Consider the following 16,005-nt stretch of genomic DNA (forward strand, 5'->3'; position numbering starts at 1 on the left):
CAAACATATATGTTTGAAAGCCACTGCTTTATAATATTTAATAGGTTGGCCATCCACTCGAATCCCAATACAAATCATTAATGAGCATTGTCGGCATTCCATTGTTCAATGCATCATACGAATGGCGAACGATTAGATTATTGTTCAAAATATCTGAATGACCTGGGCCTTTCCAGCGATCATTGCCTGTATCGAATATCGTGCCGCCGCCATTAAGCATATTGACACCATTCTTATCTAAATAAGGTCCAGTAATAGACGTAGACCTGCCAACAGCCATTTTGTATGTGCTGTTAACACCTTGACAGCAGCTGTCAAAGGACACAAATAAATAGTAGTAGCCATTGCGATAAACTATGTTAGGCGCTTCAACTGCTCCATTATTATTCGGCCTTGCAGCAATGGAGTACAAGCTGCCTGTCGGCTTCATTGTTGTCTTATCAAGACGCGTCAGCTTAATACCGCTCCAAAATGACCCAAAGGACAGCCATGGATTGCCGTCCTTGTCAATGACAAGGTCACCGTCAATCGCATTATAGTTATTGGAAGATACAGAGCGTGTGACAAGCCCATCATCTCGCCATTGTCCGGAAGTAATACTAGAGGTTGATAGAAGTCCGATCAAAGATGTATTGGAGCCGAAGGATGAAACAGAGTAGTAGAGCCAGTACCTGCCATTATAGTAGCTTATGTCTGGTGCCCATTGGTTTTTTTCATAATTAGGCACATAGTTGGCCCACCATGAGGGAGCAGTCGGAAAAATCGTTGGTGCTTGATACCAGTTTGTTCCATTATCACTTCTCAGTACCCTTATCCCATTTGGGCTTCCCGTTCCAAATGTGTACCATGTGTTGCCTTCTTTAATAATGGAAGGATCATGGATTTGCAAGTCCCCTGTCAAACTCCAAAAGCTGGCAGATGCTGAACTGCTGATAGACAAACAGGCCACAAGAGCAAGTAAAGCTATTTTCAGCTTAAAGCCCTTTCCTTTTCTTTTCATCGTTATCCCCTCATTTCTTAATTTTAAAAGGCTGAAAAAACGATAATGAAACCTCCCTTCTGAGAAAGTATTTCTAACAATTATATATTCTTCTTCATTCAATGAAAACCCTTTCATAAATACACTTAAAATGAATAGGAATGATAACTTTTTTCAAAAAAGATACTGCTCCGTAACAAGGTTATCTATCTTTTATAGCTCACACTTTATCCTGCATAATTAAAAACAATTCCTCCCTGCATACATCCTCTTGCAACGAACAAGCTATTCCTATAACACACTTATGGAGGACATTATTATGCTTATTAAAATAAATCAACATATCGAAAATATCCAGAAGCACAGCACAGCCTTTCATGGGATAGACGACCTGGAACCGCTCATTAAGGAAGCTGCTAAGGCTAAATATGTCTTGCTTGGTGAAGCGACACACGGGACAGCAGAATTTTATTCCTTACGTGCTGAAATCACCAAAAAGCTGATTCAGGAACACGGCTTTTCGTTTGTTGCTGTTGAAGGCGATTGGCCTTCTTGCTATGAGGTGAATAATTATGTGCAAAATAAGTCACCAGCTGCAAATGCCAAAGAAGTGCTAGCTCATTTTAATCGCTGGCCGACATGGATGTGGGCTAATCAAGAAATCATCCCGTTGCTTGAGTGGCTGAAAAGCTTTAATGAGCATAAAGAAGCTGGCAAAAAAGCTGGTTTTTATGGCTTGGATGTGTACAGTCTTTGGGAATCGATGGAAGCAATTGTTCATTACTTGCAAGAAACGAAGTCTCCTCATGTGGAAAAAGCATTAAAGGCGATGGAATGCTTTGAGCCGTATAATAGAAAAGCCCAAACATACGGGATGTCAGCGGCATTGCTTGGCGAAAGCTGTCGGGCAGAAATTCTGGAGCTGCTGCAGTCCATTCAGCAGGCTAACAACAAGAGCGGTGAATCTAACGCAGAAGAGCAGCTTAGTCTGGAGATTAATGCCTTAGTATCGAAAAATGCGGAGAATTATTATAAAACAATGATTACAGATGATCAGGAATCATGGAATATTCGAGATCATCATATGGTCGAAGTATTATCCCATATCAGCAGTTTCTATGGCAGTCAAGTAAAAGGGATAATATGGGAGCATAACACTCATATTGGTGATGCTAGAGCAACAACAATGGAGCAGGAAGGCTTAGTGAATGTTGGCCAAATCACTCGCGAAAAATATGGGATGGACAATATCTTTTCTGTTGGTTTTGGCACATATAGTGGTACGGTGATTGCCGGAGACAAATGGGGAGCACCTTATGAAAAAATGACACTACCGAAAGCTAAGCGTGGCAGCTGGGAGGAGATGCTTCATCGGGCAGGGTCCCACGATAAATATTTGATTTTTACTAAGGAGAACAAAACACTGTTCGAAGAGCGGGTCGGCCATCGAGCTGTTGGAGTTGTATATCATCCTGAATATGAACAATATGGAAACTATGTTCCGTCTAGCATGTCTGAAAGATATGATAGCTTTATTTATGTGGACAAATCTACTGCTCTTTCGCCACTGCCTGTTGAAATAAAAAGGGAATAACTTGTTTTCACCATTAAAAAGGGAGTAGACATATGCTACTCCCTTTTAAAACGCTGATTATTTTCTTCTTATAAATGTTAACACGATTGCAATTACAGAAATAATGATCGCTGCAATCGATAAAACGTTGCTTGTTGAAGAGCCTGCATTGTCTTCATCGCTGTCAGCTGACTCATCTGTGTCAGCATCATGGTCAGATGTATGGCCATGGCTGTCTGTTGCTGCTGTTGCCTTAGTGATCTCTGTTACAGAATGTGGAAGATCCGCATCGGCATCACCAGTCCACTCGACAATGCTTCCATCTGTGTAATATTGGAATGCATCCCAAATTACTTCACCTGCATCTGCAGGATTTTGAGCAGTAAAGCTGAAAAGACGGTATTCACCTGGTTTGATTGCCGCATCATCATTTTCTGCTTCCCATGTTACAGTTGTTACTTTATCATCACTATTCTTTTCAGTAGTTACCTTCCAGCCATCAACAGGCTGATACATTTTAAAGTCTACATTGTCTGCAATCTTAATGGATACTTTATTTGTGTTAACTTCCTTTTCAACAGGGATTTTAACCGTATATGTTTCCCATGCCTCTGTTGTGGATGTTGACGGGTTAACAGTTACGTGAGCGCTCGCTGGAAGAGCAATCAAAAATACTGCTGCAAATGTAACTAAAAATGCTGTAATTCTTTTCTTCATATGTATCATGCTTTTAACTCCTTTTTGTTCTTTTTTTCACATATGTTTATAACACTATGTAAATAGGAATAACCTTCTTTATCATAACAGATGTGTTAAGCGCTTTACATTTAAATTTGTGGCAAATTTGTGAACATGTAATAATAGCCAGTTTTGCCGTTTTTTCTTTTTTTAAAACATACGGTGGATAATGCATCACCGTTACATTTTCTATAAGTCACATAATAGACACAACTTAAGCTTTTGATACATTGTACGAAAAAAAAAACGAAGCTTGTAGTTACTTCCTCCATACTGTAACAGGTTATTCAAATTTAACCGGCACAAAAATTACTTCTACTTGGCTATGAGAATGAAGCGACCAATTCCATTATTCTTGACCTGTCCTTCCACAGCTGCCTATACTTAACCCCATTCCCCCTCATATTGTAACGATAAAAGGAGGGGAATTTTATGTTTCATAGTAAAAGACTACATGGAGGTGCTCCAGTTATTACTGCCCCCACTGTGGGAGGAGTGCATGTCGCACCTGTTGTCGGTCATGGAGCTGCAACATTAACTGGATTTGTTGCTCCATCTGTAGGCTTTAGTGCAGGAAACCCAACTATCATCTATCCATATAAGCAGTTTCCAGCCTACATGAACCCAAATCAATACCCAAATCAATATTATCATAATTATCCTTACAATCCTTATTATCCACCTTATTATTAATTTGCTGTCAAACTAAAAAAAGCATTTCGCAAATTGCGAAATGCTTTTTTAATTAAACGATAGATGTTGGTTCTTGCTGCTTTGTCTTTTTCCAACCAAGCATCATTAATACAAGACCACCAACGGAAACGACAAGACCTGCAATGCTAAGTGCTAATTCTAACACACTCTTATTTTCCGCACCTGCACCTGGACCATTCATACCATTCATTGCTGGCATATTACCTTGTGCCTGACTTGGATCAAATCCAGATTCAGCAGTTGTTGAAGAATTGTCTGTGCTCTCCGTGCTTTGCATCGTATCACTCGTTGAACTTGTTGAACTATCCGATGATCCATTCATCTCCATGCTTGGCGCTTGTCCACTCATCTGCCCCATATCTGGTGCAGAGCCAGCGCTAAAGTAAGATGTGACTCCTAAGATTGATTGTGCTAGTAATAAAAGCATTGCTGCAATAATTGCGATAGATTGGAATTTTTTCATTTTATCTCTCTCCTAATTCGTAATGTAGGTTCATTATGAATTAGGAAGCTTAAGTTTTTCTTAACTTTTATTAATGGTTTTATTTTCTTTGTAGCTGCCATTGAATTCCACGAATAAAATCTATAATATCTTCCTGCCAATAAAATTGGCACTCACACTTTCCTGCCCAATTTCTCTGGCCCAAATGGACAGCTGACCAATATGATGGATTTCGTGAACGATGCAGTGATTGATAATTTCCGCTCTTGAGCAGGCTTCATCTCGCCATGGAACTTTGATTTTTTCTGACGGATTTTTGGCAAGTACTACGTTCAGCAACGCTCGAACCTTAGCTGTCACCTTGTTGGATAAGGTCCTTACCTTTTCAAGGCTATTGTACTCAAGTATTGTATATTCTACTGTTTCCTTTCCTTCAAGGGCGAGCAACCAGCTGTACTCTACATCGATAATATGCACGAGTGTTGCTAGTATCCCCTGCACGCCTCCTGTTCGCTTGGCAAACAGCTCCTGCTCAGGAATGGACTCACACCATTTCAGCCACTCATCTCTTACTTGCCAGTTATATTCAAATAACGATTGCATCAAAATCTCCCTTCAAGTATTTATGGTCTATCAACAGGTATCCAAATTTCAGAATAGAAATCCGCGCTGTGTGGATCTCCTTCTCCGTACACTTCTAACTGCGGGGAAGCAACTTGCACATAGCCGCTTGTCGGGAACCATTCTCCATAAATTTTTTTCCATGTTTGCTGCATGCTGTCAGGCATTGCTCCATGCACTTCAAATATCGCCCATTTTGATTCCGGTATTGTGATGATATCAAAGCCTGGCGCAGCTTTTTTTGTGGAGGCTGCTGCAATCCAATAATCCATATCCTTGTTTTCGCTGGTTGTTTCTGTGCATATACCGAGAATCCCTTTAATTTGGCCGTTATTCCATTCTGCTAATGTTTCTGTTGAACCATCACCATTTGCCTCATTCCAAAAAAGCGGTATTTCTTGAAAGTTCTCTTCTTCCTTATAAGAAAAGGACCTCTTCTTGCCTATTGCTTGAAAACCTTCCATTTCGACAATTTTCACATTCATTGGTTCTGCTCCCTTCAAGAGAATTTGGATTGTAAAAGGATTATAGATAGTCAGCTTTCCCTTTCCATTGCGGATGTCACTCGGTGTTGTCCCATGCTGTTTTCGGAAAGCTTTTGTAAATGCTTCTGGTGATTCATAGCCGTATTTGAAGGCAGCATCCATTACCCGCAGCTCTTTATTCATCAATTCCTGCCCTGCACAAGACAAACGTCTCCTCCGTATATATTCACCAAGTGTTGTGTCAGTCAAAACAGAGAACGTTCGTTGAAAATGGAAAGAGGAAAGACAAGCCTGCTTGGCAATTATTGAAGTCTCCAATTTCTCGTCTAGATGTTCTTCTATATATTGAAGTGCCTTTTGCAAACCTTCAAGCCACGTCACTCCTATCACATCCTTCCTAACAGTATAGCTGCAATCATATTTGTTCGCCTGTCATTTCTTGCTCGATTAAAACCAGATGTGTTCAACAAAGCTTTCTTGATTGTCTCCCCTATTTCCTTCTTCATCATGTTAATATTTTAGAGAAAATAAAAACAGTCCCCATAATTTGGACTGTTGTGATGAAACTTTATCCCCTATGCGCTGCCTCCGTCTCCTCCACATCCGCTGTCTGAGCTGAATGATGAACCACAATCATGATTTGAGTGGTGGCTGTGACCGCCATCATGATATCCATTTCCAGGTAAATCCCATGGTGTGTAGCTCGCATGTGTTGATTTGGAAATTTTAGATGCTTTTGTTCCCTTTGAGAAAAGCGATGCGATAAACAGAATCCCAACTAATATAATGACAATATACATATACCTCAGCCTCCTTTATACTATTTACGACTTATCATTCATTTTGGTTTCATTTTTTTACAGAAATTTCACCATAAATGTAAAAAGCTGCCGGTATATATCGGCAGCTTTCGTTGTTATTCATTATTGGTTACTTTTGCTTTTACTTTTTTTTGCTTCTGGATGAAAAAAATTACGACTGTCACTGCAAGGATAATTAGGACAATAAGAATTGGGTTTATATCGGTAGACAGAAAACCATATGGTATTAAGGATAATACAAAAAAGTACAAAAAGTTGCCTGCAGCTGTTCCTGCCACAAATCCTTTTAAGGAGATGGTTGTTACTGCAGCCAATATATTTAGTATGCTTGTAGGGAAAAATGGTAAAACCCTCGCATAAAACACATACTGTCCACCTTTATTTTCAATTTTCCGCAGCGCCTCACCATGTGCTTTCTTTTGGACGAAATCCTGTAACCAATAACGGACGGCTACAAATACAATGATTGCCGCGACAATACTGGAGATCCAGCTCCACATAAACCCATAAAAAAAGCCGAAGGCATAATAATTTATTGTTATCACAAGAATTAACGGAATTACTGTAAAGCTATTTTGTATAACCATTATAATTAAGCTCAGGATAAGTGCATAAATTTCGTTATTCCGATAATAAGCTGTGAATTCCTTCAATTCTCCATTTCTTATTGCATGAAATATTTCTAGCTCGTATAACAAGAAACTGACCAAAACAACTGTTCCAACAAAAGAAAGTAATTTCCATATTTTTTTTATAGCGATCACCTTTTTTCCTATATATATGGCAGGCTTTTTTTACGAGGAACCATTCATAAGCCTATTTAATTTTTATCCTCTATTCACAACTGCTTTCCTTTATACCTGCTAAACATGTAAAAATAAACATAGCTTTTCCACGGTTTATTTAGGTTTTAGTCGATTTCCATTACATTTTGATTAAATTTGTCAAATATGCAAGAAATGGTATTTTCTGAGGAGTATAATAGATTTAATCCACAAAGGAGGTTTATCTATGGCTATTTTATTAGATACAAATTTAGGCCAGAAAGATACAGAGCTTTATATAACCCACACAGAGGATGGACGAGTTATTGTAGCGATTCCGACAATCCATTGGTCTGCAGAGTTAAATACAAGCGATGATGACATGCTGAAAAATGAATACATCCAAGCATCCCTCCATTACCATATGTATGAAGGGGACATCACGAGCTTGGCTGACAAGATATTAGAGCATACTGCAAAATGCTAACATATTTTTTTCATTTACACCACCTCCTAATTTACTGACTAACAAATCCCTTTTTCCTTTGGACGAATCGTTGGACTTCTGCTACTCTAGGATATGATTATTCTTTAAAGGAGTTTTGCATGTGAGTTATATTTTTAAAAGCGAAAGGCTGGGCTTCCGATTATTGACTGTTGAGGATAGTGAAAACTGTGCATTATTTTGGGGCAGTGATGAGGTCATGGCCTATACTGGCGGAAGCATTGCTACAGAACTACTTCCGCAAGTCATTGATTTCTATGCTCAATCACAGCAGGATTACGGCATTACAGTTTATGGCGTAGAGGATATTTCGTCAGGCGAGCTCATCGGTGCAGCAGGATTTGATATTGACTCTGCGGTTGATGATATTGAGCTGGTTTTTCATTTCATAAAGGACGCTTGGGGCAAGGGCTTTGCTTCTGAAGCTGCTGTTGCCTGCATTCGTTACGCAGCGGAAGTTTATCAGCCGAAAAGTATCATTGCTTCCAGTAGTGTCGAAAACAAAAAAGCATTAAATATACTTGGTAAGATTGGGTTTGCTTATTTGGGAATTCATTATTTGGAAGATACTGCTCAAGACGAAGCCCTCTTTCAGCTTGTTTTATAAACAATAAATCAGATCATTTGCTTTCCATAAACAGAAAGCAAATGGGTTATAACAGAAATTAGTTGAATATTACGAACTCTTTACTGTTTTGTAACACTGCTCCTGTTTTCTTGACTGTCCACATTCATCTGCACTACAATGTGTAGTGTGAGGTGCAGCAATCATGAAAATAAATAAATTTAAAGTTCATGAAAAAGGTTTAAATCGTTTTTTTGGCCCATTGGAAGCTAGAATAATGGATTTGCTCTGGGAAAATGAGGAGCTTTCCATAAAAAGTGTGCAGACGCATTTAGAAACAGACAAAGCTGTTAGCTTTAATACTGTTATGACTGTTATGAACCGCTTAGCAGATAAAGGCATACTTAACAAACGCCATGTTGGCAGAAGCTTTCTTTACTCCCCGAAGTTGTCGCGGGAAGACTTCCTCAATACACAGTCAAAGGAGCTAACATATGAGCTTATGGATGAGTTTGGGTCAAGTGTTGTCGTCAACCATATGCTTGATGCATTGCAGAATGTTGATGAAGGTTTAGTGGCAAAACTGGAACAAAAAATAAAAGATTGGAAAAAGGATCGATAAGAATGACGAAAAATCATGCTAATTACCTGTTGCTGATCAGCGTTTTGATAAGCGGCAGTATCCTCCTTCAGATGATATGGTATATTTATTCGCTCACAAGCAATTTTGACATTCGCTTTAACCTGTTCCAAGCTTGCCAGCAGCTGTTCGAAATGTTTGGAGTTCCTTTCTTGGAATATATCCTACTTGCATTTGTCACCTTTACACTTCTCCATTTGGTATGGTTTTGCATGATACAAATAAAGAAACTGCTTAACCTAAGAACAAAAGTAACTAGTCTGACATGCAGCGAGATGAGTCGTGAATGGAATAGTCGTTTTCAAACAAACCGCATCCATGTTATTCAGTGCGAACAGCCTTTTGCGATTACTGTTGGATTTACTAAGCCGCAAATTGTGCTGACAACTGGTTTATGGGATATTCTATATGACGAAGAAATTGAGTCTGTTATTTATCACGAATTCCATCACTCCTACCAGTTTGACCCTATGAAAACCTTTATGATGGAGCTTTTCGCAAAGGTGCTTTGGTTCCTGCCTATCCTTAAATGGCTGGCTCAGCAATTTTCAATCGTACGGGAAGTGCTTGCTGACAATTACGCAATCGAAAAAAGTGGACAGAGATTGCATATATCAAGTGCACTGTTAAAAATGATTAACAGTAAACAAGTGCACCATCCCGTAAGCTTCGTTTCGTTTGCAGATGGCTCTGTTAACTACCGTATTCAAAATATGATTGAGCCTAATACAAGCAATAAAATAAAATGGCCACTAGTTAGTAGTGCTGCCTCCCTATCGATTTTTACGCTGCTGAGTTTAGTTTTCTCAAAACTGCTGCATTACTAATTTTTTTTACACTCTTACACTACATATTGTAGTGTAAATAACCTGGCTAAATATACACACTGCGTTTGTAGTGTTTTATATACACTACTTAATTAAAGGAGGAAATCATTTATGAAATTTACACATATCGGTATTGTTGTTATTCGCGTTGTTCTAGGTGTGATATTTTTTGCACATGGGTTATCTAAATTTCAGGGAGGAATTGAAAATACTGCTGGGTTCTTCACTAGTTTAGGCCTGCCAGGATTCTCTGCCTATCTTGTCGCTGGAATTGAACTCATTGGTGGTGCTCTTATTATCCTTGGACTCGCAACGAGAATTATTGCTGCATTGTTTGCTGCTATTATGGTTGTTGCGATTGCGACAGTCAGCCTGCAAAACGGCTTAGTGGGCGGATTTGAATTTGATCTATCATTGCTTGCAATGTCTCTATTATTAGTATTAAATAAAGAACAGGCATATTCTGTAGATAATGTTATACTATCAAGTAGGAAGAAAGAACAGAATGTTTAAAAAGCTTTTTAAATAAAAGGAGAAGTCATTGTGGCAAAAACGAAAAATCAGAAACAAAAAAAAGCAAAATCAACTGGAAATAAGCCTTCTAAATTTATTTATTGGATCATCGGCATCGTTGTCGTCTGCATTGCGGGGCTTGTCATTTTAGCAAATCTGCCTGAAAAAGGGTTCGATTTCGACTATGAAAATCAACCTGTATTAGGAGAAGAATCTGCTGATGTCAGTATCGTAGAATTCGGAGATTACCGCTGTCCTGTTTGTAAAAACTTTAATGAATCCTTTTTCCCTGTTGTAAAGGAAAACTTGATTGACACAGGTAAAGCGAAATTCTATTACATGAATTATCCATTTATACATGCTGATTCCACTACTTCGGCACTGTTTGCCGAAACGGTTTACAGCGAACTAGGCAACGATATCTTTTGGAAGTTCCATGATTCTATTTTCGCTAATCAGCCTGATAACGAAACAGAAGAGACATATACTGAAGATTTCTTGAAAGAGCGACTAAAGGATGCTGGAGCGTCGGATGAAGAGATTACAAAGGTGACAGAAGCGTTCCAAAAGCAAACAGCGAAAGACTCTTTGCAACAAGATTTAGACTATGTTAATCAATTAAACATCACTGGAACTCCAACCATCTATGTTAACGGTGTTAAATTCGAAGGCACAAGCTATGACGAATTATTGGATATGGTGAATGAAGCAGCTGAAAAGTAATATTACTAGAGAGTACATACATATGTACTCTCTGTTTTTATGTACCTACTATTTTCTTGCATCCATTTGTCTGTATTTGATATACCCCGCCCCCTTCCATTCTCGCTATTATTTCATTTTGAAAGTAAACACCAGTCTTTTCGTCAATACCATATACATTGGCGGTTGGATGTTTTGCTTTAATTGCTTGTAAATGGCTTGTTTCGTTCCATTCAGAAAAATGAACAGCAAAATATGTATCATATAGCAAGCCAATGCCATTCCTTTCAGCATATCGCTGCTCCTTGTTATCTTTACTAGAAATAATACATTTTTGCGGACTTATCAATGCGCCTGCTGAAAAACCTGCAACTGGTACTCCCTGCACGTACGCTTCCTTTATTGCTGCTCCTATATTAGTATCAGCGATATACTCTGCATAGCGGCTCGTGTCTCCGCCGCAAATAATTATGCCTCCACTGTCTTTAATCGTTTTTATTACTTGTTCCTCTGTAGTACTTGGGAGTGGTAAATAATAAAACGTTCCAGCACCATATTTTTTTAGTTCATCTGTATAGGCAGGCATATAGGAAAGCCAGTCATCCCGGTCAACTAGCAGGATTGCAATCGCTCCCCTTTTTGTCTGTTCCATAAACTGCTGTGCCAGTGTTGAAGTAAATGGCGGCCCGCTCCCAAAAGCATAAAAATGACGTGCCAACTAATCTCCCTCTTTCCCCTGTAGTCATCGTCTTTATTTCAAGCCTCCGCTCAATATGATGAAACGAAAGCTGTAACCGATGCACCTAAGCCTATTTCTATGTTATTTTTCTTATTCTCTTATAGTCTTCCAAATATCTCCTTATTGTAGCACAGCATTTTTTCCACGTAAAAAAAACCCTTCTCTTAATGAGAAAGGTTTCATTTGCTTTCTTATTCACCTAAGTCAACATTGTGATAGACTTGGCGAACATCCTCTAAATCTTCAATCGCGTCGATCATCTTTTCGAATTTCGCTTGTGATTCTTCATCAAGTGTTACATCGTTTTGAGCAAGCATTGTTAATTCGGCTACAGTAAATTCTGTAACACCAGCACTTTTGAATGCTTCTTGTACTGCATGGAATTGGTCTGGCTCAGCATAAACAATCACAGTGTCGTCTTCAGCAATAATGTCACGAACATCAACATCTGCTTCCATCAACAATTCCAATACGTCTTCTTCTGATTTGCCCTCAATACCAATAACGGCTGTTGCATCAAACATATAAGCAACTGATCCACTGACACCCATGTTTCCGCCGTTTTTCCCGAATGCAGCACGAACATCTGAAGCTGTTCTGTTTACATTGTTTGTAAGTGCATCAACAATTACCATTGAACCATTCGGACCGAATCCTTCATAGCGAAGCTCATCATACGTTTCTTCTGATCCGCCCTTCGCCTTTTCAATAGCACGATCAATGATATTCTTTGGTACACTGTACGTTTTAGCGCGTTCTAAAACAACCTTTAATGCTTGGTTTGATTCTGGATCTGGCTCCCCTTGTTTTGCAGCCACATAAATCTCACGGCCAAACTTAGCGTATATACGGCTTGTGTTTGCATCCTTTGATGCTTTTTTTTCTTTAATATTATTCCATTTACGACCCATTTTGAACACTCTCTTTCTGATTTATCCATCATTATCTATTATAGATAACAACTGGCCGGCTCTTCAATGCCTGTTAACGTAATTTTATTTTGACCTTTTCTTTTAAGCAATGCTTAAGACGAATAATATTATACCGTAAATATGAAATTTGTTCATCTTTCTGGAACTAGGATTATCGATTTCTGATAAATTTACTAAAGTAACAGCATTCTTCATTCCTTTTAACAGGAATAAATGGTACAGTTAAGTGACAACTGAAAAGGAGCAATAGACAATTATGATAGAAGTAAAAGTATCTCCAATAAGTGATGGGGAATTCAACAGAGGTGTTTTCGCTACAGAAGATATCAAAAAAGGCGAGCTTATTCATAAAGCTCCTGTTATTTCATATCCGAACGAACAGCACGAGCATATTGAAAAAACGCTGCTAGCTGATTATGCATTTGAATATGGCATAAATCATACTGCCATTCTTCTTGGCTATGGCATGCTGTTTAACCATGCTTATGAACCAAATGCTGTATATGATATTAATTTTGATGAACATACATTTGATTTTTATGCCTATAAGGATATTAAAGCAGGCGAAGAAATCTTAATTAACTATAATGGCGATGTGGATGATAAAGAACTGCTTTGGTTTGACAAAGACGAATAAAAAAACAGACCTTCATTAAAGATGAAGGTCTGTTTTTTTTTTAACGGCCGTCCACAATCTCTTTAAAGATTTCATAGGAGCGAATTTGCTTTTTCTCATCATAAATATAAGAAACGGCCATGATTTCATTCACATCGTATTTTTCCTGGAAGCTTTCTAGCTGTTCTTTCACAGAATTTTTGCTGCCGATGAATGACATGCTGGACATGGAGGTTGCCATTTCTTTTTCCATCATGCCCCAAATTGCCTCCATGCTGTCAACTGGTGGACTTAAAGGTGTACGTGTTCCTCTAACAACATTCAAGAAAAATTGCTGCATCGTAGTTGCTTCCCTTTTTGCGTCTTCATCTGTTTCTGCCGCAATGACATTTAAGCAGACAATCATATTCGGTTCAGCCAAATATTGAGATGGCTTAAATCTTCGTTTGTATATAGAGATAGCCTCTTCCATTTGCCCTGGTGCAAAATGAGCAGCAAATACATATGGCAGACCTAGCTGTGCTGCAAGATAAGCAGAGTCTGTTGATGAACCAAGAATATAAAGCGGTATGTTTTTGTTAGCTCCTGGGTATGCACGAACATAGCCCTGCTCTTCCTCTGGTCCAAAATACGTCAGCAATGCCTGCACATCATCCGGGAAGGTGTAGACCGTATCATGCTGTGCTCTTCTTAAGGCACTGGCTGTTTTCATATCTGTTCCCGGCGCCCGTCCAAGCCCCAAGTCCAGTCGGTCAGGATACAGGACAGCCATTGTTCCAAACTGCTCTGCCACAACAAGTGGTGAATGGTTCGGAAGCATAATGCCGCCAGATCCAACCTTGATTTTATTTGTGTGCTCTAATGTATGTTTTATTAAGATAGAAGTTGCCGAGCTCACTAATGTCGGAGAGTTATGATGCTCTGCAATCCAATAGCGTGAGTAGCCCATATCTTCTGTTGCTTGTGCTAAAGTCACCATTGCATCAATGGCTTCTTTTTCTCCCTGTCCAAGGCGAATTGGTGCCAAATTTAAGACAGAGACAGGTATATTTATGTTAGACATGTCAAAAGTCCTTTCTTACAGTAGATTCTCTATTATAGTAACAATAAGCGTAACTGAAACAAACTTATTTGCTCATCTAAAGAATTTACCAAAATAAAAAGGGAGAAGCTGTTCTCCCTCATGGACCTTCTATGATAATCGACTGCTTTGCTTCATCCATTCTCGCAAACACTTTATGACATAAACTATAATGCAGCCAAGCAGCAGTGCTGAAAATAATGATGCCTGTAAATGGCATATAAAAAAGCACAACACTCACCATTCCGAATACCGCAAGAATTACTACAGTTATATGAATATTCATCATGGAAAGGAGCAGAGAATTTTTGAAAGCCGTCTTTGTTGGCAATTTATAATGGGCGATCATCGGAAAAATATAAAATAAAGTGGTCAAAAAGAGGACACTGACCAATAAAACAGGCACCGTCATCACTATTTTCATCAGTGATTGATCTTGATTTAAATAAAAATAGTTAAAAAACAGCACAGCAAGCAAAACTGCCATAATAGCACCGATTGCTATGCTCTGCCTGAAATTTTCTTTGAAATAATGAAAATAGTTGCGGACAACACTTGTATCTCCGTTGATTTTCCATTGCCTGATCACACTGTACATCGCACTGGTTGCTGGTGCAATTGTAAAAAGAGGCAGGCATGACAGCAGCCAAAAAATATTCAGAATAAAGAGATTGGAAAGTTTATCTATAACATTATAAAACTTACTGTCGATAATATTCACTAGCAACAGCCTCTTTCCTACATTTAATTTAGATTGATTCTCCCGCAATAAATCTGTATGAAAGCTCCGTATTCTCGTTGTTTATGTAACTGCCCTTTTCGATTTTATGAACAAGGCTTTCCACCGCCTTATCCCCTATCGCCTCGACAGGATATTCAATCGTTGTTAGAGCGGGGGTAACGTACTTCAATACATCGATATTATCAAAGCCCATTATTCCTACATCAAGAGGAATGGTATAGCCTTTTGTTTTCAAAAAGCGCATAACTTCTAATGCATATAAATCACAAGAACAAATGATTGCCGTCCGCTCTCTTTGCCGGAAGTTTATCTTTTCCAAGTAATCGAGATAATCATTATGCCTAATAATCTCTGCCTCTTTCAAATCGTTAAAGGCTAATGCTTCTAAAAAGCCCTGGAGCCTTTCTTCCTGTGTGTAAATATTCGTTATGCCCTTATACTTCAATGGTGGCGATATGTAGATGAACTGCTTATAGCCCTTATCAATAATGTGGCTGACACCATTTTTCATTGCAGCCCTTTCAGGTATGCCAACATATTCCCAATCTTCGGACAGGAAATTGAAAATAGTGATGATTGGAATCGAAAATCCGTGGAGATATTCTTCAAACTCATGTCCTTTATTAACGGAAAAAAGAATAATTCCATCCACCTTATGATTTGCCAAATATTCAATGCATTGCTTTTCATTCTCCATATCCTTATCTGTTAAAGCAATATACAAAAAATAGCCGTATTCCCTCGCTTTGAGCTCGACTGCTGTTAAAAGCTGTGCATATGAACGGTTATAAAGATCAAACAGCACAATCCCAAGTGTCATCGTTCTTCCTTTTACTAAGCTCCTTGCTGTAAAGTCTGGACGGTATTTCAAATCCTTTGATGCCTGCAGTACCTTTTGTTTTGTTTTTTCTTTAATGCCAGGGCGATTGTTCAGCGCACGGTCTACCGTGCCTGATGATACCCCACAATATTTTGCGATATCCTTGATAGTGACCCTCATAATGCC

The 16,005-nt window shown here is 38.8% G+C and carries 21 protein-coding genes; 9 read left to right on the forward strand and 12 right to left on the reverse strand.

Going from position 1 to position 16,005, the window contains the following annotated elements; translation table 11 throughout:
* Positions 1–37: 37 nt before the first annotated feature.
* Positions 38–1,000, reverse strand: coding sequence for a glycoside hydrolase family 43 protein (locus CEQ21_RS23960; protein ID WP_185766706.1), 963 nt, complete (start codon positions 998–1,000; stop codon positions 38–40).
* A 298-nt stretch (positions 1,001–1,298) separates the two neighbouring features.
* On the opposite strand from CEQ21_RS23960, the gene CEQ21_RS23965 reads away from it, so the two are divergent.
* Positions 1,299–2,573 (forward strand): erythromycin esterase family protein, encoded by a 1,275-nt coding sequence (locus CEQ21_RS23965; RefSeq protein ID WP_185766707.1) that lies wholly within the window; start codon positions 1,299–1,301, stop codon positions 2,571–2,573.
* Positions 2,574–2,630: 57 nt separating this feature from the next.
* On the opposite strand, the gene CEQ21_RS23970 is transcribed toward CEQ21_RS23965, so the two are convergent.
* The gene (locus tag CEQ21_RS23970) at positions 2,631–3,269 is read right to left on the reverse strand and encodes a YcnI family copper-binding membrane protein (protein ID WP_185767405.1); all 639 of its coding nucleotides are present in this window, start codon (positions 3,267–3,269) and stop codon (positions 2,631–2,633) included.
* A gap of 453 nt (positions 3,270–3,722) precedes the next feature.
* Between CEQ21_RS23970 and CEQ21_RS23975 the strand changes: the two genes are divergently transcribed.
* Positions 3,723–3,983, forward strand: a complete 261-nt coding sequence (locus CEQ21_RS23975; RefSeq protein WP_185766708.1) for a hypothetical protein — start codon at positions 3,723–3,725, stop codon at positions 3,981–3,983.
* Between the two features lie 52 nt (positions 3,984–4,035).
* Here CEQ21_RS23975 and CEQ21_RS23980 read toward each other — a convergent pair whose 3' ends face one another.
* The 5 genes from CEQ21_RS23980 to CEQ21_RS24000 form a co-directional block, all read right to left on the reverse strand.
* On the reverse strand, positions 4,036–4,467 hold the full coding sequence (locus tag CEQ21_RS23980; protein ID WP_185766709.1) for a hypothetical protein: 432 nt from the start codon (positions 4,465–4,467) through the stop codon (positions 4,036–4,038).
* A 120-nt stretch (positions 4,468–4,587) separates the two neighbouring features.
* Positions 4,588–5,049: a DinB family protein gene (locus CEQ21_RS23985; RefSeq protein WP_185766710.1), complete on the reverse strand. Its 462-nt coding sequence runs from the start codon at positions 5,047–5,049 to the stop codon at positions 4,588–4,590.
* A gap of 20 nt (positions 5,050–5,069) precedes the next feature.
* Complete coding sequence (locus tag CEQ21_RS23990) at positions 5,070–5,933, reverse strand: AraC family transcriptional regulator (protein ID WP_185766711.1); 864 nt, start codon at positions 5,931–5,933, stop codon at positions 5,070–5,072.
* Positions 5,934–6,127: 194 nt separating this feature from the next.
* Positions 6,128–6,352, reverse strand: coding sequence for a hypothetical protein (locus CEQ21_RS23995; RefSeq protein WP_185766712.1), 225 nt, complete (start codon positions 6,350–6,352; stop codon positions 6,128–6,130).
* A gap of 116 nt (positions 6,353–6,468) precedes the next feature.
* Complete coding sequence (locus CEQ21_RS24000) at positions 6,469–7,137, reverse strand: TVP38/TMEM64 family protein (protein ID WP_185766713.1); 669 nt, start codon at positions 7,135–7,137, stop codon at positions 6,469–6,471.
* A gap of 247 nt (positions 7,138–7,384) precedes the next feature.
* Between CEQ21_RS24000 and CEQ21_RS24005 the strand changes: the two genes are divergently transcribed.
* The 6 genes from CEQ21_RS24005 to CEQ21_RS24030 all read left to right on the forward strand — a co-directional run bounded on the left by CEQ21_RS24005 (position 7,385) and on the right by CEQ21_RS24030 (position 10,910).
* Positions 7,385–7,624 carry a YueH family protein gene (locus CEQ21_RS24005; protein ID WP_185766714.1) on the forward strand — a complete coding sequence of 80 codons (240 nt, stop codon included), beginning with the start codon at positions 7,385–7,387 and terminating at the stop codon, positions 7,622–7,624.
* Positions 7,625–7,745: 121 nt separating this feature from the next.
* Positions 7,746–8,249: a GNAT family N-acetyltransferase gene (locus CEQ21_RS24010; protein ID WP_185766715.1), complete on the forward strand. Its 504-nt coding sequence runs from the start codon at positions 7,746–7,748 to the stop codon at positions 8,247–8,249.
* Positions 8,250–8,412: 163 nt separating this feature from the next.
* Positions 8,413–8,829, forward strand: a complete 417-nt coding sequence (locus CEQ21_RS24015) for a BlaI/MecI/CopY family transcriptional regulator (RefSeq protein ID WP_185766716.1) — start codon at positions 8,413–8,415, stop codon at positions 8,827–8,829.
* Positions 8,830–8,831: 2 nt separating this feature from the next.
* Positions 8,832–9,674 carry a M56 family metallopeptidase gene (locus CEQ21_RS24020; protein ID WP_185766717.1) on the forward strand — a complete coding sequence of 281 codons (843 nt, stop codon included), beginning with the start codon at positions 8,832–8,834 and terminating at the stop codon, positions 9,672–9,674.
* 111 nt (positions 9,675–9,785) lie between these two features.
* Positions 9,786–10,187 carry a DoxX family protein gene (locus CEQ21_RS24025; RefSeq protein WP_185766718.1) on the forward strand — a complete coding sequence of 134 codons (402 nt, stop codon included), beginning with the start codon at positions 9,786–9,788 and terminating at the stop codon, positions 10,185–10,187.
* Between the two features lie 30 nt (positions 10,188–10,217).
* The gene (locus tag CEQ21_RS24030) at positions 10,218–10,910 is read left to right on the forward strand and encodes a DsbA family protein (RefSeq protein ID WP_185766719.1); all 693 of its coding nucleotides are present in this window, start codon (positions 10,218–10,220) and stop codon (positions 10,908–10,910) included.
* 37 nt (positions 10,911–10,947) lie between these two features.
* Here CEQ21_RS24030 and CEQ21_RS24035 read toward each other — a convergent pair whose 3' ends face one another.
* Positions 10,948–11,607 (reverse strand): Type 1 glutamine amidotransferase-like domain-containing protein, encoded by a 660-nt coding sequence (locus CEQ21_RS24035; protein ID WP_185766720.1) that lies wholly within the window; start codon positions 11,605–11,607, stop codon positions 10,948–10,950.
* 212 nt (positions 11,608–11,819) lie between these two features.
* Positions 11,820–12,539, reverse strand: coding sequence for a YebC/PmpR family DNA-binding transcriptional regulator (locus CEQ21_RS24040; RefSeq protein ID WP_185766721.1), 720 nt, complete (start codon positions 12,537–12,539; stop codon positions 11,820–11,822).
* 277 nt (positions 12,540–12,816) lie between these two features.
* Here CEQ21_RS24040 and CEQ21_RS24045 point away from each other — a divergent pair, with 277 nt between their 5' ends.
* Positions 12,817–13,197, forward strand: coding sequence for an SET domain-containing protein (locus CEQ21_RS24045; RefSeq protein ID WP_185766722.1), 381 nt, complete (start codon positions 12,817–12,819; stop codon positions 13,195–13,197).
* Between the two features lie 40 nt (positions 13,198–13,237).
* Here CEQ21_RS24045 and CEQ21_RS24050 read toward each other — a convergent pair whose 3' ends face one another.
* From CEQ21_RS24050 to CEQ21_RS24060, 3 genes are all read right to left on the reverse strand, one after another.
* On the reverse strand, positions 13,238–14,239 hold the full coding sequence (locus CEQ21_RS24050) for an LLM class flavin-dependent oxidoreductase (protein WP_185766723.1): 1,002 nt from the start codon (positions 14,237–14,239) through the stop codon (positions 13,238–13,240).
* A 118-nt stretch (positions 14,240–14,357) separates the two neighbouring features.
* Positions 14,358–14,978, reverse strand: coding sequence for a YesL family protein (locus CEQ21_RS24055; RefSeq protein WP_185766724.1), 621 nt, complete (start codon positions 14,976–14,978; stop codon positions 14,358–14,360).
* Between the two features lie 28 nt (positions 14,979–15,006).
* Positions 15,007–15,999, reverse strand: coding sequence for a LacI family DNA-binding transcriptional regulator (locus CEQ21_RS24060; protein WP_185766725.1), 993 nt, complete (start codon positions 15,997–15,999; stop codon positions 15,007–15,009).
* Positions 16,000–16,005: the final 6 nt, after the last annotated feature.

This window comes from Niallia circulans (assembly GCF_007273535.1).
Lineage (GTDB): Bacteria > Bacillota > Bacilli > Bacillales > Cytobacillaceae > Niallia > Niallia circulans_B.